The organism is Paenibacillus barengoltzii G22 (genome assembly GCF_000403375.2).
Classification (GTDB): domain Bacteria; phylum Bacillota; class Bacilli; order Paenibacillales; family Paenibacillaceae; genus Fontibacillus; species Fontibacillus barengoltzii.
The window spans coordinates 75,618-94,051 of the sequence record NZ_KE159653.1 but is presented as its reverse complement, the minus strand read 5'-3'; the positions used below and the strand labels follow the sequence as shown (position 1 = coordinate 94,051).

The window sequence follows — 18,434 nt, the reverse complement described above, 5'->3', positions numbered from 1 at the left end:
GCAAACTCTATTCGGCATAATGGACCAAGTAAGGCGGAGATATAAAGACAGCCTTGTTTTTTTGAAAGCCGGGAGAAAGTGAGGAATCAATCATGAAGACTCGTTCTATGGATTTGCTTTACCGCGAATATAAAAATGACGTTTTTCGATATTTGTATAGCATGTGCCACAACTCGCATATCGCCGAGGATTTGATGCAAGAGACGTTTTGCCGGGCGCTGATGCACCTGCACGAAGCAGAGGGGAAGAGAGCCAAGGCCTGGCTGCTTCGCGTCGCCCATAACGCTTATATCGACTTGCTGCGGAAGGAAAGCCGGTCGTCCTCGTACGAAAATGAATTTTTTCACCGGTATCCGAGCGACGATACTCCGGAGAAATCCGTGCTTGGCGAAGAGAGCCGCCGGGAACTCTACGCACAGCTGGCTTTTCTGCAGCCGAACCAACAACATGCGGTGCTGCTGTATGACGTACAGGGCTTCTCTTATCAGGAGTCGGCGGATTTGATGGGCATCTCGTTATCCCATTTCAAAATCGTATTGTACCGCGCCAGACAAAAGCTGCGTCGATCCAGAGAAACTGCCTGATCTTATACTTAACCTTCTTAAATACTTAACGATGGGAATACGATTTTCCTACCTCTGAGACTGCCTTTGGGCGGTCTTTTTGGTTTGTTCTCTGTTCATTTCGGTTGACTTGATGTAGGATATTACCAGAAATCGCCTGAACTTAAAGGAGGACGAAACCCATGTCGAAGTTGCCAAATCATCTGCAAGACTACGTGATATTAAACAATGGAGTTCAAATGCCTTGGCTGGGACTTGGCGTCTTTAAGGCCAAGGAAGGCGAGGAAGTCGTGCAAGCTGTGAAGGCGGCAATCCGCGCGGGCTACCGCAGTATTGATACCGCTTCCGCTTACCGCAATGAGGAAGGCGTGTGTCAAGGTGTCCGGGAGGCGCTGCAAGAGAACGGCCTTCAAAGGGAAGATGTATTTATAACGTCCAAGGTGTGGAACTCGGATCAAGGGTTTGAGACGACACTGAAGTCGTTTGACGACAGCCTGAAGCGATTAGGGCTCGACTATTTGGACTTATTTCTCGTGCATTGGCCCGTGAAGGGGAAGTACAAGGAGACGTACCGAGCGCTTGAAAAAGTGTATGCCGAAGGTAAGGTACGCGCGATCGGCGTGAGTAATTTTCAAATCCACCATTTGGAGGATTTGTTGTCCGACGCCAAGGTTGTGCCGGCCGTCAACCAAGTGGAGTTTCATCCTTATTTGACTCAGAAAGAATTGCTTCGCTATTGCACGGAGAAAGGCATTCAGCTGGAAGCCTGGTCGCCGCTGGGCCAAGGTCATTTGCTGGAGCATGAGCTGCTGAAAGGCATTGCCAGCAAATATGGCAAAACGGTGGCACAGGTTATTTTGCGTTGGGATGTACAACTGGGCGTCGTCACCATTCCGAAATCGATCCGGGAAGCTCGGATTATAGAGAATGCGGATATCTTTGATTTCGAATTAAGTGCCGAGGAGATGCAGGCGATCGATGGATTAAACCGCAACCAACGGTTCGGATCAGATCCAGATAAAAACATACCCAAATAAATGAATCAACCATTCTATACCGAAAAAATGTGAGGTCATGATGAACCAGTCAACCGCCGTGAAGTCGGCGAATCCTGTACTTACAGTCTATCCGATTCTTTTTGCGATCAGCACGGTGCATTTATTAAACGATACGATGCAATCCGCGATTCCGGCCTTATTCCCGGTGCTGCGCGAATCCCTCTTGTTATCCTATGGCCAAATCGGCTGGATTTCGTTCGCCATGAACATGACAGCCTCCTTGTTCCAGCCCTTGGTTGGTTTGTACTCTGATGTTCGGCCCCGGCCTTATATTCTACCGCTTGGAGTTTGCTTCACGCTGGCGGGCATCGTTATGCTGGCCTTTGCTCCCAGTTATCCTTTGATTCTGCTGGCAGTTACCTCTATTGGGCTGGGGTCGTCGGTGTTCCATCCGGAGTCGTCGCGTGTAGCTTATTTAGCGGCGGGTCCAAGACGCGGCCTAGCGCAGTCGATCTTTCAAGTCGGCGGGAACATCGGGGCGTCGTTAGGTCCGATCATGTCAGCTTTGATCTTTATCCCGTTAGGTCAGACCAGCGTAGCTTGGTTTGCTTTGGCAGCGGTTGCGGCGATCGTCATCCAGTTTTTCGTAGCAAAATGGTACAGCGGCCAGGATTTGAAACCACGTAAGCTGCGTGCAGCGGGTTCGAAAGCCGCAGGTGGAGCAGCTCGAACGAAGAGCCGGCTCAGCCGGGGCAAAATCATGCTGGCTATTACCGTGCTTGTGCTGCTGTTGTTCTCCAAAAACGTATATTCGATCAGTATCTCGACGTTTTATTCATTTTTCCTTATGGACCACTACGGCGTTGCGAAAGATACGGCTCAATGGTATATTTTTGCCTTTTTGGCGGCTTCGGCGGTGGGCACGTTTTTTGGCGGGCCGATCGCGGACCGCTATGGGCGGCGCAATATCATATGGGTATCTATCCTCGGGACGGCGCCGTTTTCGCTGTTGTTGCCTTATGCCAACCTGTTCTGGTCAGGCGTACTCGTTGTCATTGCCGGCCTGATCATGTCCTCGGCGTTTTCGATCATCGTCGTGTATGCGCAGGAGCTATTGCCGGGAAAGGTCGGGCTGATCTCGGGCTTGTTCTTTGGCTTGTCCTTTGGGCTTGGCGGCTTAGGGTCTGCCGTGTTGGGGAACTTTGCCGATCAGGCGGGCATTTTGTTCATTATGCAGGTCTGCTCTTTGCTGCCGTTGATCGGTCTGCTCACCGTCCTGCTGCCCAAGGATGAAGCATTAAAACAGCAGGAGGCAGGGAGCTGATGATATCAACGATCACTGGTGCTGCCGATTTGATTGAGGCGATTCGCCGGCAGCCGGACATGATGACGGATCTGCAGCTTGTTGCTGAGCTGAAGTTGCCTCAGGGCTGCATCGCCGCCGGATATATTCGCAACTTTGTCTGGGACGTGCTGCATGGCTATGCTGAACGGACGCCGCTGCACGATGTGGATGTGCTGTATTATGATCCATCGTGTCTAGATGAGGAGGCGGAGAAAGCCAATGATGCAAAACTGCGCGAACGAAATCCTCGGTTGAATTGGTCGGTGAAAAATCAGGCGCGCATGCATTTGCGCAACGGTACTCCGCCTTACCGTTCGGTTGAGGATGCTATGCGGTATTGGCCGGAAACGGCAACGGCGGTGGCCGCACGCTTGAACGCAGCGGGGGAGGTCGAGCTGATCGCGCCCTTCGGGCTGGACGATCTCCTGTCGCTTCGGGTTCGGCAAGGGCCGTATTTTCACGATCATCACGTGTTCCAGAAGCGGGTCCACGACAAAGAATGGCTCAGACGCTGGCCGCTGCTAAAGCTGGTTGAGGAGGGAGCTGCGGATTCCTCATTGAACGAGGGGGGCCTCACCTAGACCTAACGGATAACGGACTCAGATGACGTTATTTTGAGTCCAAACGCTTTAAATCGATCATTCACGGACCCCAGAGGCCTTATTTCCCGGAAATTGCTCCTTTCAAGGCAAACTGGGGGTGAATAAGGTCATTGAAGTCCGTTAAATTTTTATCAAGCACAAAATCAATGAAATAAGGGCTCTGTGGTCCGTTAGAACTTCATCCAATCCCTCCCGCCAACAAAACCTGCTTCTCCCTGCATTTTCATGATAAAATTTGGTTATTGGCTTTTTGATCCATCCATAGGGAGAGTAGATACATGAAGAGCTCAAAAGGGTATTTTTATTATTTCATCTGGATGCTTGGAGCCCTGGTATTGATGTATTATGGACATCAGTTTACTGACATGATGAATCATAAGACACAAACGCTGGGTAAAATCGATTACGGCTTAATTGGCAAAATTGCCTATGGCTTAGCATTTGGATTGTATTTAAGCTTTCTGAACGGCTTTCCAAATCGGCGGAAGTTCCATCGCCCGTTGTTTGCTTTCGTTTTTGTGCCCAGCTTCCTGTTGCTGATCTATCCAATCATCACGATGTATGTGAAACAGATCTATATCGTGGGTTATTTTGAGATCGTGCGAGATCCGCAATTGTTTTTCTTTGGGATGCTGACCGCTTTATCTTTAATCAAAAGCACGTTTACAACGCGTTAATCCCGTGAAAGGGAATTAGCCGGTGATCGGAGGAAGAAGAAATGGCAAAGATTCTAGTACTCGGCGGTTCTCGTTATTTTGGCAAAAGACTGGTTAATCTGCTGGCAAGTTCGGGGAAGCATGAGGTTACGGTTGCGACCCGAGGCCAAACGGAGGCCCAGTTTGATGCGCCGGTCACGCAGCTGCGGCTGGACCGTACAGATGAGAAATCGTTGCAAGAGGCGGCTGCGGCGGGACCTTGGGATCTGGTGTACGATAACATCTGTTATTCTCCAAACGAAGCGCTTGCTGCGGTGCGGGCATTCAAGGGGCGCGTCGGGAAGTATGTCTTGACCTCCACTTTATCGGTCTATAAGCTCGGCAAATCGCCTTTGGCCGAAGAAGACTTCGATCCTTATCATTATGAGCTGAAGCTTGGGGATAAGCAGGCGTTTGATTATGGGGAAGGGAAACGACTGGCTGAAGCGGCTTTTTTCCAACAGGCAGGTTTCCCGGTGAGCGCCCTGCGGATTCCGATCGTATTAGGGCCGGATGACTATACGCGTCGGTTGCATTTTCATGTCGAGCATGTCCAGCTGGGGCAGCCGATCGGGATTACCAACCCGGACGCGTCGATCTCCTTTATCACTTCAGCGGAAACGGCGAAGTTCTTGGACTGGCTGGGGGAAAACGAACTGACCGGTCCGATTAACGCTTGTTCTGATGGCGAAATTACCATTGGCGAAATTATCCGCTTAATTGAATCGATCACCGGCAAAACAGCGTTGATCGAACGTGAAACGACTCAGGAGCATCAATCACCGTTTGGCATCCCAAGCTCATGGGTAATGGACAATACCAAAGCACGTGAAGCAGGATATCAGTTTGAAGCGCTGGGCGATTGGCTGCCGGGATTAATCCGTCACATTGTGGAGAGCGGACAGAAGGAGTGAGGTTTGGGGATGTCTTTTGCAAACAAGACCGTCATTGTCACGGGAGCAGGGCAGGGCATTGGCCGCGGTGTGGCTGAAGCTTATGTTCGGGAAGGTGCGTCTGTCGTATTGGCGGAGTTCAATGAAGAAACCGGCAGAGCAACAGCGGAGGCAATCCGCAAGAACGGGGGCCAGGCCATATTCGTGCCGTGCGATGTTCGCCAGGAGGCAGACATTGTTCGTTTAATGGAGACAGCTGAGCGTGAACTGGGGCGGATCGATATTTTGATTAACAATGCGGGAGTATCGCGATTTAAATCCACCTATGAGCTCACGGTAGAGGAATGGGACGATGTGCTGAACACCAATGTGCGAAGTACGTTTATAGCCTCCCGTGAGATGGCCAAACGTGTGAAGGGGAGCGGCCGGGGTGGAGCCATCGTGAACATCTCCTCTACACGTTCGCTCATGTCTGAGCCCGGTTCGGAGGCGTACGCCGCTTCCAAGGGAGCCATCGTATCGCTTACGCATGCGCTGGCTGTATCGCTTGGCCCGGACGGCATCCGCGTGAATTGCATCAGTCCGGGGTGGATTGAAACCGGCGATTACAATGCTTTGCGCGAGATCGATCACAAGCAGCATCCGGCAGGACGCGTTGGAACTCCGGAGGATATCGCCCGGGCCTGCCTGTACTTGACTCACCCGGACAATACATTTGTGACCGGCGCACATCTGGTAGTTGACGGCGGGATGACGCGGAAGATGATTTACGAGCCTTAAGGCGAGCAAATCAACACGATAGTTATAGGGAGATTAAGCATGGGACCGATTTGATCCTTCACTCTTGAACCTAACCTTTTTTTGACCCCGGAGTATCCGGGTTATTTGGTTTGGAACAAAGGAGTGATACGGGGATGAAACGGTCCTTTTTTTGGTTATGGAGTTCGCAAACCTTGTCTAACATGGCGGACGTCCTGTATATTGTCGCTTTTATTACGCTGCTCCTGGATCAGACCGGATCCATCATCTTTGCGACGTTGGTTCCTTTGATTCGGGTGAGTTCCCAGTTAATCAGCAGCTTGCTGGCTCCCTTGGTGATCGCCAGATTTCGACTGACCCCAATATTATCGATTTCGCAAGGCGGTCAGTTTCTGTTATTTTCGTTGCTTGCGTTATATGTCTCCCCATGGATTGGTGGAACTGCCCCGGGCATTCTGTATGGAGTGATCTTAGTGATTTCCTTCCTCGACGGTTGGACGACACCTGCAAGGAATGCCCTGATTCCCAGGCTGGTTCGGGACGATACGTTGCTGAAAGCGAACAGTATGATCGCGGTGACGGATCAAGTCATCCAGTTTGCAGGATGGGCGCTCAGCGGTGTAGTTGTGGCGAAATTTGGTTCGTTTCCGGTGCTTGCTGCGGTTGCTGGAGCTTACGGAATCGCTATGTTGGCTACGACCCGAATCGTAGATCCGATCGGAGGGCAACTTCGAAATACAACATCTATGGCAGCAAATGGAGATAGGGGATCCAGACGGGCCATCTCTCATTGGGAAACGTTAAAAGAGGGGTGGATCACCCTATGGCGATTGCCAAGATTGCGTGCACTAACCTGGATGGAGATGATGGAACTGTTAGGCGGTTCGATATGGTCGGGGGCTTTTTTGCTTGTATTTGTGCGCGATATTTTACACCGGGATGAATCATGGTGGGGGTATATCAACGCCGGTTATTTTGCCGGGGCTGTATTAGGCGGACTGTGGATTGTAGCTCTGGTAAACAAGTTGGAGAATCGGTTGTACCCAGCACTGCTGATCGGTATGCTCGGATATGCCGTTTTGACCTTTGCCTTTGCGTTAAACACTTCCGCTGTTTTGACGCTGGGCATAGTGCTGTTGACCGGTCCGTTTTCCGAACTAGTCGGAGTTGCCCGCCAAACGTTTACGCAACGCAGCGCCGGTCCGGATCAGTTGCCCAAAGTGCTATCAGCTCAATCCGCGTTGCAGAATTTCCTGTTTGGAATATCTCTGCTGCTCATGAGCTTCATCGCGGAGGGGTTCGGAATTATCTACGTTTACTTGCTGGCAGGAGGGTGGAGCGTACTTTCAGTCTTCATCGGAGTACGATATCGTCAAGTATTCCATCCACCTGCACAGAACGAATCGGGATGGTATAATTAGGAAAAGATGATTCGTTTTTCAAGGAGCTGTGGAGTTGTGGATGTGACCAAGCCGAACGTCTTTATTGGATCTTCAAGGGAAGCGATCGGGATCGCGAGCGGGATCCAGGCCCAGATCAACCGATATGCCCAGGTAACTCCATGGTATGCCGGCGCGTTCGAAGGCAATGACTACACGATGGAATCACTGGAGAAGCAACTCGGCAAGAACGACTTTGGGGTGTTCATATTTGCACCGGATGATGTCGCTTTCTATCGGGGGAAGTTTGTTTTGATCACCCGGGACAATACCCTTTTTGAAATGGGATTGTTTTGGGGGAGATTGGGACGAAGGCGGGTGTTTGCCATCATCCCGCAGGAGATCAGAGAGAGCGGCGATCTCATTCCAGGGGAGGAAATTTCAGAATATCATCTCTTATCTGATCTTCAAGGCTTAACGTTGCTAAGATATGAGGTGCGAACGGATGGGAATGACGAGGCGGCTGTCGCCGTCGCCTGCCGCTCGCTTATCAAAGCAATTCAAGAAGAAGGATGTTACCAAGACCCGCGCGATGAACTTGCAAGAATGGAAATGGAGCTGGAGCGTAAACGCCGGATCCTGCATCTCTTTTGGACTTATAACAAAAATATAACCGTACCCGATGATCAGGAACGTTACAACGCTTTGAGCGAAGCCATTCGGACGTCGATTCTTCCTCCTCCGGGGTATCTGGTAACCGGTGCTGCGCTATGGAAGGCACAGGGAGATGAGGGGATGGGGCAAGTAGGAGGCAACGTAGGGAAAGGCAGATTTTTTACCTTTCATGAGAACAAAGTGCGGGTGGAATCCGGACAACAGCCGATCTACGTGTTAGATGCATATTTAACCTCAAAATGGGCTTTCTTTAGACGTCTTGAAGTTGAACAGGTATACATCCTATGCTATCCTTTAGGTAGAGAACATGTGCTTTCGGTTCATTTTTCCGGAAGGCATCACTTGACCGAAGAGCAGTTAGGCCTCATCGTATCTGATAACAATGAACTGCTGCGGACCATTCATTATATCCTTGGAGGGGATTCGGTATGAAGCGAGGTAACTTGAAACTGAAGCAAGGCACTGCCCCGGTTTCCAAGGCTTCCAAGCATTTGTCCCCATCGATGATGATGGATGCCAAGCGTACAAAGGGACGTAAGCTTCAATCCAGCCGACCTAAAGGTATTCTCTATATTGGTCCTTCCGTCGAAGGCGGAGATAAGGAATATGTGAAGGTTCTCACGGGTGATGTAGACCGTACGAAACCTTCCTTCGTTTAATCGATCAGTCGAACAGACCCCCATGATCAACATGGGGGTTTCTTTTTTTGCTGCGGTAAATTTACATCTTCCTTCTCCTATGCCAAAATGAAAGGAAACGTTGACCCATATACTCCAACGAAATTATGAAGCTATGCTCAGGAGGCCCAAAAGATGCGTATTGGAATCATCGGACTCGGCGATATTGCGCAAAAAGCGTATTTGCCTGTGATTACGGCGAGGGAGGACGTCGAACTCGTCTTGAGTACACGAAATCAGGAGACACTTACCAAGCTGGCGGCTAAATACCGCATCCCAGAGACGGCTGGAAGCGTGGACGAGCTTGTGAAGTCCGGCGTGGATGCTGCGTTCGTCCATTCGGCAACGGAGTCCCATCCGGCGGTGGTGGAGCAACTGATTGAGAACGGAATCCACGTCTACGTGGATAAGCCAATCGCTTATCATTACGAGGAATCCAAACGGCTCAGCGAACGAGCGGAGCAAAAAGGCGTGCTGCTTATGACGGGCTTCAACCGACGGTTTGCTCCGATGAACGCAGCCCTCAAGGATCAGCCGGATCGTCGGCTAGTGCTGCTGCAGAAAAACCGGACGCCTTCGCCCGATTATGCTCGCCGCTTCGTGTTCGACGATTATATCCATGTGGTGGATACGCTGCGGTTTCTGGCACCGGGTGACGTCCAAAGCTTTCATATCTCGACCCGAGTACAGGAGGGCAAGCTGTACCATGTCACACTTCAGTTGGAGGGTGACGGCTTTACCTGCATCGGTATCATGAACCGTGACTCAGGGGCTAACGATGAAATCCTGGAAGTGATGAGCCCCGGTCAAATATGGCGGGTAGACGGGTTGAACACAACGGAACATTATGTTGGCGGTGAGGCGAAACGGTTGACTTTTAAGGACTGGGATCCGGTGTTGTATCGGCGGGGATTCGTACAGATTATCGACCATTTTATCCGCTGTGTTCGCGAAGGAATGAAACCGGCTATCTCACTGCAAGATTCGTTGGAAACCCATCGGCTGTGTGAGGAGATCGTGAAGAGTGCTGAGGCGAATGGCGCTGCAGCTTGGGAACGACCGCTTTGAAACTTTCGCTCTTGACCAACGTAGAACAGGATATCGAAACTACGCAGGCCGGACAGGACAACCGTTCCGGCGGGAAAGGGAGGAGCTTAGGTTGTTCGAGGATCTTAACGCTCGCATGGCAGAACTGAAAGAGAAGGGCCGGAATCAGGAGAAGTGGCAGCAACGCCTTAAAAACCTGAAGCAAGAGTTAACTGGTCTGCAAGAAGAACGGAACCGGTGGCAGAAGAAGCTGGCTGCAGAGGAAGAAGATGTTCGCAAGCTGTCGTCAATGTCAGTTTCCAACTTATTGGCTACCTTACTTGGCAACAAAGCCGAGAAGCTGGATCGGGAGCAGCAGGAAGTGCTGGAAGCCAAGATGAGATATGATGCCGCAGAAGCTGCGGTGCGCGATATGGAGCGGCAAATTGTGGAGATTGAGCGCAAACTGCTCGAGCTGGGTTCATGGAAGAACGAGTATGAACGTGTATTTCAAGCCAAAGAGCGGAAGATTCTGGAGGAGGATGGAGAGCTGCGGGAGCTGGCTGAACGCGAAGCGGTCCTCACCGTCCAGTTGAAAGAGGTGGACGAAGCGCTGCAAGCTGGACAATCCGCCCTGCACGATCTAAATGCAGCGGAGGAAGATCTGCGTTCTGCGAAAAATTGGGGGACGTACGACATGCTGGGCGGCGGGATGTTGTCGACGCATATTAAGCACTCGCGGATTGATGAGGCAATGGACCATGTGACAGCTGCACGGCAAAGTCTGCGAGTGTATCAGCGGGAGCTGAGCGACGTTGGAGCGAGCATTGCGATGGATTTGGAGATCGGCGGGTTGCTGAAATTTGCCGACTATTTCTTTGACGATATTTTCTCGGATTGGATGGTCCAGGGGCGAATCAACAACGGCTTAAATCAAGTCCGGAAACAGATCTCAGCGGTGAGCGATGTGCAACGCCAGCTGGAAACCGCGAAGCGCAAGCTGGAAACGGAACGGGCGGAAGTGCATCGCAAATACGTCCAAGTGGTGGAACATTACGCTTAGTAACTGCTTAAGCTCGGGAACTTTTGGGTTCCTGGGCTTTTTTTGTAATACAAAACGGGTTCGATGCAAATAGCTAAAGGAAAAACGAGAAAGGGAGTCGGACATGAAGCGGACTTGGTGGAAAGAAAGCGTCGTGTACCAAATCTATCCGATCAGCTTCAAGGATTCGAATGGGGACGGAGTGGGTGACCTGCGCGGGATCCTGTCCAAGCTGGATTATTTGCAGGATCTTGGAGTCGACGTCGTTTGGATCTGTCCGATCTATCAATCGCCGGGGCATGATAACGGCTATGATATTAGCGATTATTATAAGATCGATCCCGCTTTTGGCACGATGGAGGACTTTGATGAGCTGCTGGAAGGGCTGCACGCGCGGGGAATGAAGTTGATGATGGACCTGGTGCTGAACCACACCTCGGACGAGCATCCCTGGTTCCTGGAATCCCGGAAGTCCAAGGACAATCCGAAGCGGGATTACTACATTTGGCGGAAGGGCAAAAACGGAGGCCCGCCAAACAACTGGGAGTCGTATTTCAGCGGCTCGGTCTGGGAGTATGATGAACGCACCGACGAATATTACTTACATTTGTATTCCAAACATCAGCCCGACTTGAACTGGGAAAATCCGGCCGTCATCCGTGAGCTTCATGATATGGTGAAGTGGTGGCTTCAAAAAGGTGTGGACGGCTTCCGCTTTGATGCCATCGCGCATATCGCCAAGGCAAAAGGACTGCCGGATGCGGACAATCCACAGCAGACACCGACGGTTCGGGCGTACGAGTTGTTTTCAAACCTGGATGATGTACATACCCTTCTGCAAGATCTGTATGATAACGTGTTGTATTACTATGACATTATGACCGTAGGCGAAACGTCAGGGATAGGCCCCGAGGAGGCGCTGAGTTACGTTGGCGATGACCGGCGGGAATTGAATATGACGTTTCAGTTTGAGCATATGTTTCTGGATGCAGCCTCTGCGGGCAGCGGCAAATGGGACGTTGTACCGTGGAAGCTGACGGACTTAAAGGAAGTCATCTCCCGCTGGCAGACCGTGCTGCATGGCAGAGGGTGGAACGCCAATTATTTGTGCAATCATGACCAGCCGCGCGCAGTTTCCCGTTTCGGGAACGATCAGGAACCATACCGTATTCCGTCCGCGAAAATGCTGGCGACCTTCCTCCATATGCTGGAGGGGACGCCGTACATTTATCAGGGCGAAGAAATCGGCATGACGAACGTGGTCTTTGCTTCGATTGACGATTATCGTGATGTGGAGACGCTCAACTACTACGAGGAACAACGGAGGAACGGTGTTCCGGAGGCGGACATAATGAGAGCGATTCATCTCAAGAGTCGGGATAACGCCCGCACCCCCATGCAATGGGATGCCGGACCACAGGCCGGGTTTACTACAGCCGAATCCGCCTGGATCCGAGTGAACCCGAATCACGAGCGGATTAATGTGGAGGAAGCGATCCGTAATCCCGATTCGATATACCATTACTACAAAAAACTAATTCGTTTAAGAAAAGAACATGCGGTGATTGTCTACGGCGCATACAAGCTGCTGCTTCCCGATCATCCACAGATCTATGCGTTTACCCGGAAGTTGGAGAAGAGCCGCTTGCTGGTAATCTTGAATTTTAGTTCCGAGGAGCCGGTATTCGAATGGCCGGTAGAGGCAATGGAGCCGGAGGACATTGAATTATTAATCTCTAACTACGCTCCGCAGGAGCACGAGAATCTATTGAATTTACAGTTGCGCCCCTATGAAGCAAGGGTTTATTTGAAACGATACTGATTCACAGAAAGTTCGCATAGTCTGAAGCATTTCGGCGTGCTACACTGGTGATACAGGTGATGTGCAGAACTTGGAACGAATGGAGGGGTAGCCCATGAAACGGATCTTGGACTGCCGGGCTTCGGATTTTCGTCAGATGGATCGCGAAGCTCTAAAGGGAGCCATTTTGGCAGCAGAAGGACGAACGGTGATGGCGGAAACGGTGGTAACATCACAGCCGCTGCTGCCCGAGATCACCAATGCGGAGCTTGCCAAAGCTTTCGGCGCGGACATGATCTTGTTGAACGTCTTTGATGTATTTCACCCGCAGATTCGCGGTATTGAGTCTCGGGATTTGTTTGCCCCGGATCGTGGCAGTGAGGAGAGCTCGACGAGCACGCGAAACCCGATCGCAGAACTGCAGCGACTCACGGGACTGCCGGTTGGCATCAATTTGGAGCCGGTCGATGAGTCAGCTGATGCGGTTGAAGGGCTTAATGAGCTGCCTGAAGGACGCAAGGCAACGGCGCAGAGCTTGGCTGAGGCTAAGCGGCTGGGCGTGGATTTCGTGTGCTTAACGGGCAACCCGAAAACCGGCGTGACCCATGAACGCATCCTGCATACGATCCATGTGGCCAAGCGAGAATTCGATGGCTTGATCATTGCTGGCAAAATGCATGGCGCGGGTACTCGCGGCAGCGTGTTGGACGGCGAGGCTGCAATTCGGTTCGCTGAAGCTGGCGCGGACGTTGTGCTGCTGCCAGCTCCGGGAACCGTCCCGGGCGTGCGCGAGGAGGAGTTAGCCCGAGTTATCGCGGAAGTTAAGGCGCGGGGGGCTTTGGTTTTGGCGGCGATCGGCACAAGTCAGGAAGGTGCGGACGAATCTACGGTGCGGCAGATTGCCCTCAGCGCCAAACGTTCTGGCGCCGACATCGTACACATCGGGGATGCTGGTTACGCGGGTATGGCCATCCCAGAAAATATCCAAGCGGCATCCATCGCCATCCGCGGGCGTCGGCACACCTATGTGCGCATGGCCGCTTCACCGTTGAGGTAACGCGTATGCGCATCGGAGTCGTATCGGATACCCATATTCCGCGCCGTGGATCGGAGCTGCCTGTCAAACTTCGCCAAACCTTCCGCACCTGCGATATGATTCTCCACCTGGGGGATTGGGTGACGATGGAGGTTTACGAGCAATTAAGAGCGATTGCGCCGGTTGAGGGTGTGGCTGGAAACAATGATCCCAATGACATTATCCGAAAGTTCGGCTGGCATAAAGTTCTCGAGCTGGGCGGCAGGCGGATCGGACTGACGCATGGTCATCTCCCAGGCGGCGGGCATGGGGCTAAGAACATTGCAGAGCGGGTCTTCGCTGGCCAACCCGTAGACGCTGTGCTGTTTGGTCACTCGCACAAGCCTTACCTCGCGGAAAGCGGGGGCATCCTGTGGTTTAATCCCGGGTCTCCTACTGACAAACGGCGGGAACCCAAATACAGCTTTGGCGTGCTGGAGATTACTCCCCATGCGATCAAGGCAAGACATATCTTTTTAGAGGCTAAAAAGTAGATCCAGGTTTATGTGGAGCTGCCAACGCGAGACCGATTTTCGGTTTTGCTTTGGAGGGCTCTTTTTTATATCAATCTTAAGGCAGAAGTCCTATAACCTGTATTGACGTATAATTGACCACCATTTAATATAGAAATCATACTTCGTGTCCATGTTGGGCGAATCCTTGTCCACGGGCGCTTTAATCCTTTCATCATTAAAAGCGTTAAACAGATTGTGCTTTACTGCTCCAACACTGCAGGGTCATTAATTTCATGAGAGAGAAAGGGGAAACAAAACATGAAGAAGAAGCTTGGGATGATTCTCGCCATGTCGCTGCTGCTGGTCGGCGTCGTTGCTTGCGGTAACAATGCCGGCAATGGGAATGCTGCAAATGGGGGGAACGCCGGGGGAACCGGAACAGAAAATACCACGGGTGCGGGGAATACGTCAGATTCCGATCAGAAAACGTACAAAATCGCGATTTCACAAATCGTGGAGCATCCTTCCTTGGATGCAACGCGGGAAGGCTTCCTGGATGCTTTGAAGGACGCAGGCATTGTGGAAGGAGAGAACTTGGACCTGGATTACAACAATGCGCAGGGGGATCAAACGAACAATATGACCATTGCGCAAAAAATTGCCGGTGAGAAATACGATCTGGTGCTCGCGATCGCTACGCCGCCTGCACAAGCTGTAGCGCAACAGGTGAAGAACTCGCCGATCCTGTTCGCGGCGGTAACGGATCCGGTGGATGCCAAATTGGTGGACAATTTGGATCATCCGGGCGGGAACATCTCCGGGGCTTCGGATACGAACCCGGAAGCGATTACGAGACTGATGGACTTCATTGCTGAGCACTTTAAGGATGTAAAATCCGTAGGTTTGGTTATCAACCAAGGGGAACCCAACGCCGTTGTTATGGCTAACCATGCTGAGAAGGCACTGGAAGCTCACGGCATCAAATTGGTGAAAGCCTCGGTAACGAATACGTCGGAAGTGAAGCAAGCAGCCGAATCGTTGGTTGGGCGTGTAGATGCGCTGTACATTACGCTCGATAACATGGTCGTTGAAGCTGTCAGCACGGTGATCCAGGTCGCGAACGATAACGACATTCCGTTCTTCTCGAGTGACCGGGATACGGTGGAGAAGGGCGCTTTTGCAACGGTCGGGTTCAAGTACTATGACCACGGTTATCAAGTGGGACAAATGGCAGTTGAAGTGCTGAAGAACGGCAAAAACGTCGGTGACCTGAAAGTGACGGTGCCGGATAAGCTCGACTTGATCATGAACCTGAAAGCGGCGGCTGAGCAAGGGATCGAAGTGACCGATGCGATGAAGGATGAAATTACGGATAAGGAAAACAATTTGATCGAATAGGCAGCACTCGCTCCTAATTTCTTGAGGAGGTACTCACCATGTTGAACTCGCTGCTGGGGGCGCTGGAATCCGGCCTGCTGTATGCGCTTATGGCGCTCGGCGTATATATTACGTTCCGCATTCTCGACTTTCCGGATCTGACGGTGGACGGTAGCTTTACGACCGGCGGTGCGATCGCTGCGGTTATGATCACAGGGGGAAGCTCCCCCTGGATTGCTACGATCGTCGCTTTTTTGGGCGGCTTGGCCGCCGGTGCGATCACCGGCATCATTCATACCAAAGGACGGATTAATGGACTGCTCTCCGGGATATTGATGATGATTGCGTTGTACTCCATCAATATGCGGATCATGGGCAAACCGAATGTAGGCTTGCTTGGGGAGACGACGCTGTTCACCTCGGTTTCGCCGTTGGTGTTCATGCCGATCGTTGTGATCGCCATCAAGCTGCTGCTGGATTTGTTCTTCCGGACGGAGCTGGGCTTGGCTCTGCGGGCCACCGGTGACAATAAACGGATGATCCGCAGTTTTGGTGCCAATACGGACAATACGATTATACTCGGGCTCAGTTTGTCTAACGGGCTTGTGGCTTTGTCCGGGGCGCTCATCGCTCAACAGTCCGGCTTCGCCGACATTTCGTCAGGGATCGGGATGATCGTCATTGGGCTGGCATCGGTGATTATCGGGGAGGCGATCTTCGGGGCGCGCACGGTATTTTGGGCCACTCTGGCAGCGGTACTCGGATCCATCGTCTATCGGGTGGTTGTCGCCCTGGCGCTGCGGATTGAATGGTTGGAGCAAACCGACTTGAAGTTGATTACGGCAGTTATCGTTATTATTGCACTAGTGGTTCCGACCGTCCAAAGAAACATGAAGCAAAAAGCGGTTGCTCGTCGGCGCGCCGCTGAAATTACGCAAACCGCCGGTCAGAAGAGCGTAGGGGGTGGGTTCTAATGCTGAAGTTAACCCAGGTCTCGAAGCTCTTTCATCCCGGTTCGCCGGATGAGAAGATCGCGCTCATTGATGTTAATCTGCACCTGAACCCCGGGGATTTCGTAACGGTGATCGGCAGTAACGGGGCAGGGAAGTCGACGTTGATGAATATGATCTCCGGTGTCATTAAGCCGGATGCCGGCGAGGTTCGCCTAGGCGGCGTCGACATCAGCCACCTGCCGGAGCATCGCCGCAGCAAGTGGATTGGCCGTGTGTTCCAGGACCCGATGGCCGGCACTGCTCCGCATATGACCATCGAGGAGAACTTAGCAATGGCTTACTCTCGCGGGAAGACACGCGGCCTTGTGCTCGGTGTGAACGCGAAGCGCCGTTCCATGTTCCAAGAGCAGTTACGCAGGCTGGGCATTGGCCTGGAGAACCGGCTGCGCGCTAAGGTCGGTACATTGTCGGGCGGAGAACGCCAGGCGCTGAGCCTGTTGATGGCGACGTTTACCGAACCGGAGGTACTGCTTCTAGACGAGCATACTGCTGCACTGGACCCAGCCCGGGCTGAGCTGGTGACGAAGCTTACGCAGGAGATCGTTAGTGAGCTGAAGCTAACTACGTTGATGGTCACCCACAACATGGAGCAAGCGATCCGATTGGGGAACCGCCTTATCATGATGGATGGCGGGCGGATTATTCTCGATGTGGATGAAACGAACAAACGCGAGTTAACGATCGAACGGCTGCTAGGTGAATTTGAGCGGATCAGCGGCCACAAGTTGTCCGATGATCGCGTCATGCTGGGCAGCTAATTTGCAACTAATCCATCTACACAAAGCGCGAGTGCATAGGGGAAGGAACTGACCCCCGTTTGTGAGACAGGGATCAAAAACACCTTGCAAGTTAAGCAGCCAGTTGTCGATAATCAATCGGTGACTGGTTGTTTAGTTTTGTTTGAATGCGAATTGAGTTATAGTAAGTAATGTAGTCTCGAACGACCTGTTCAACGATTGCTGTCGTTGTACTCGTTAAACCTTCGAGATAGAACGTTTCAGACTTTAGCGTGGAATGAAACGATTCGATGGGGGCATTATCAGCGGGCGTTCCCTTGCGGGACATGCTCATGGTAATGCCCTTTTCCTTTACAGCTTCCTGATACGCCTGGGAAGTGTAGACACTCCCCTGATCGCTGTGAAGTATCGTACCTGGTAGATTGGGCAGCTGACGGAGTGTGTCCAGTACGAACGCAGTGTCCTGCTTGTCAGCTATACTGTATGCCACAACTTCTCCGTTAAACAAGTCTAGGATACTTGATAGATACAACATTCTTCCTCCAAACGGTAAATACGTAATATCCGTAACGAGTTTTTGCATAGGTTGATCGGCCTCAAATTGGCGTTTTAGCAAGTGTTCTGCTATATAGGCTGGCTGCCCTGTAGGTTTGCGTTTCTTGACTTTGACACGGCATTGCAGCTCTTCACGCTGCATAATCCGTTGCACTCGTTTATGGTTAATCGCTTGTTCTTTCCGAAGTAGAGCGGTGATTTTACGGTATCCATAACGAAATTTATGCTGCAAACAGAGTTCGCGGATTTTCTCTACCACAGGATCGGCATCCCTGCTTCCATACTTATCCTTCCAGCGATAGTAGGTAGCACGAGAGAGTCCCGCCCAGGCACAGGCTTGTGCCACGCTAACTTCTCCTTGGATCGATTTGATCCATTCCACTACAATCTTTGAGGATACCCCCTTTCCATCTCGTTGTACTTTTTTAGGAGATCTAGCTGCTGTTTCAAAAACCTATTCTCTGCCTTTACTTTCTCTAATTCTGACGTATATTCCGGTCCTTTGCCGTAGCTATATTGTTTACCTACAGGCTGCTCAAACCGATGTATTTCTCCGTTACGATACCATCGCATCCATGTTCTCACTTGAGAATCATGTCGTATGTTCAATTGCTCCATAACTTCTTTCACTGGGATACCAGCCATTCTCATTTCAATAGCCTTCATCTTAATCTCTTTTGGGTAGCTTACTCGGGTTGCCAACGAAAAAACACCTCCAAGGTTGTCTCCCATATCATACGACATGGTTGCATTCTCTTGAAGGTGTT

At 51.5% G+C, this 18,434-nt stretch carries 19 protein-coding genes; 18 read left to right on the top strand and 1 reads right to left on the bottom strand.

Going from position 1 to position 18,434, the window contains the following annotated elements:
* Positions 1-92: 92 nt before the first annotated feature.
* The 18 genes from C812_RS08755 (at position 93) to C812_RS08670 (ending at position 17,133) form a co-directional block, all read left to right on the top strand.
* Positions 93-584 (top strand): sigma-70 family RNA polymerase sigma factor, encoded by a 492-nt coding sequence (locus C812_RS08755; protein ID WP_016312309.1) that lies wholly within the window; start codon positions 93-95, stop codon positions 582-584.
* Between the two features lie 170 nt (positions 585-754).
* Positions 755-1,600, top strand: coding sequence for an aldo/keto reductase (locus C812_RS08750; protein ID WP_157274722.1), 846 nt, complete (start codon positions 755-757; stop codon positions 1,598-1,600).
* A 37-nt stretch (positions 1,601-1,637) separates the two neighbouring features.
* Entirely contained in the window at positions 1,638-2,885 is a 1,248-nt protein-coding gene (locus C812_RS08745; protein ID WP_406878805.1) for an MFS transporter, read from the top strand.
* Positions 2,885-3,487, top strand: coding sequence for a nucleotidyltransferase family protein (locus C812_RS08740; RefSeq protein WP_016312306.1), 603 nt, complete (start codon positions 2,885-2,887; stop codon positions 3,485-3,487). Before C812_RS08745 ends, C812_RS08740 begins: the two co-directional genes overlap by 1 nt.
* Positions 3,488-3,786: 299 nt before the next feature.
* Complete coding sequence (locus tag C812_RS08735) at positions 3,787-4,185, top strand: hypothetical protein (protein WP_016312305.1); 399 nt, start codon at positions 3,787-3,789, stop codon at positions 4,183-4,185.
* Between the two features lie 41 nt (positions 4,186-4,226).
* Positions 4,227-5,117 carry an NAD-dependent epimerase/dehydratase family protein gene (locus C812_RS08730; protein WP_016312304.1) on the top strand — a complete coding sequence of 297 codons (891 nt, stop codon included), beginning with the start codon at positions 4,227-4,229 and terminating at the stop codon, positions 5,115-5,117.
* 9 nt (positions 5,118-5,126) lie between these two features.
* Positions 5,127-5,876, top strand: coding sequence for an SDR family NAD(P)-dependent oxidoreductase (locus C812_RS08725; RefSeq protein ID WP_016312303.1), 750 nt, complete (start codon positions 5,127-5,129; stop codon positions 5,874-5,876).
* 134 nt (positions 5,877-6,010) lie between these two features.
* Positions 6,011-7,276: an MFS transporter gene (locus C812_RS08720; RefSeq protein ID WP_016312302.1), complete on the top strand. Its 1,266-nt coding sequence runs from the start codon at positions 6,011-6,013 to the stop codon at positions 7,274-7,276.
* Positions 7,277-7,312: 36 nt separating this feature from the next.
* Entirely contained in the window at positions 7,313-8,341 is a 1,029-nt protein-coding gene (locus C812_RS08715; RefSeq protein WP_016312301.1) for a TIR domain-containing protein, read from the top strand.
* Positions 8,338-8,568 (top strand): hypothetical protein, encoded by a 231-nt coding sequence (locus C812_RS08710; RefSeq protein WP_016312300.1) that lies wholly within the window; start codon positions 8,338-8,340, stop codon positions 8,566-8,568. The genes C812_RS08715 and C812_RS08710 overlap by 4 nt, the downstream gene beginning before the upstream one ends.
* Before the next feature lie 153 nt (positions 8,569-8,721).
* Positions 8,722-9,654 carry a Gfo/Idh/MocA family protein gene (locus tag C812_RS08705; protein ID WP_016312299.1) on the top strand — a complete coding sequence of 311 codons (933 nt, stop codon included), beginning with the start codon at positions 8,722-8,724 and terminating at the stop codon, positions 9,652-9,654.
* A 115-nt stretch (positions 9,655-9,769) separates the two neighbouring features.
* Complete coding sequence (locus tag C812_RS08700; protein WP_244268297.1) at positions 9,770-10,675, top strand: hypothetical protein; 906 nt, start codon at positions 9,770-9,772, stop codon at positions 10,673-10,675.
* Between the two features lie 103 nt (positions 10,676-10,778).
* Positions 10,779-12,476, top strand: a complete 1,698-nt coding sequence (locus tag C812_RS08695) for a glycoside hydrolase family 13 protein (protein WP_016312297.1) — start codon at positions 10,779-10,781, stop codon at positions 12,474-12,476.
* Between the two features lie 94 nt (positions 12,477-12,570).
* Positions 12,571-13,512 (top strand): DUF7916 family protein, encoded by a 942-nt coding sequence (locus tag C812_RS08690; protein WP_016312296.1) that lies wholly within the window; start codon positions 12,571-12,573, stop codon positions 13,510-13,512.
* Between the two features lie 5 nt (positions 13,513-13,517).
* Entirely contained in the window at positions 13,518-14,024 is a 507-nt protein-coding gene (locus C812_RS08685) for a metallophosphoesterase family protein (protein WP_016312295.1), read from the top strand.
* A gap of 279 nt (positions 14,025-14,303) precedes the next feature.
* Complete coding sequence (locus C812_RS08680) at positions 14,304-15,383, top strand: ABC transporter substrate-binding protein (RefSeq protein WP_016312294.1); 1,080 nt, start codon at positions 14,304-14,306, stop codon at positions 15,381-15,383.
* A gap of 38 nt (positions 15,384-15,421) precedes the next feature.
* Positions 15,422-16,336 carry an ABC transporter permease gene (locus C812_RS08675; protein WP_016312293.1) on the top strand — a complete coding sequence of 305 codons (915 nt, stop codon included), beginning with the start codon at positions 15,422-15,424 and terminating at the stop codon, positions 16,334-16,336.
* Positions 16,336-17,133: an ABC transporter ATP-binding protein gene (locus C812_RS08670; protein ID WP_016312292.1), complete on the top strand. Its 798-nt coding sequence runs from the start codon at positions 16,336-16,338 to the stop codon at positions 17,131-17,133. The genes C812_RS08675 and C812_RS08670 overlap by 1 nt, the downstream gene beginning before the upstream one ends.
* Before the next feature lie 91 nt (positions 17,134-17,224).
* Here the strand turns inward: C812_RS08670 and C812_RS08665 are convergent.
* Positions 17,225-18,369, bottom strand: a protein-coding gene (locus tag C812_RS08665) for an IS3 family transposase (protein WP_157274712.1) whose coding sequence is annotated in 2 segments (ribosomal slippage) — positions 17,225-18,096 and positions 18,096-18,369 — 1,146 coding nt in all. Because the reading frame shifts where the segments join, the coding sequence is not laid out codon by codon here.
* Positions 18,370-18,434: the final 65 nt, after the last annotated feature.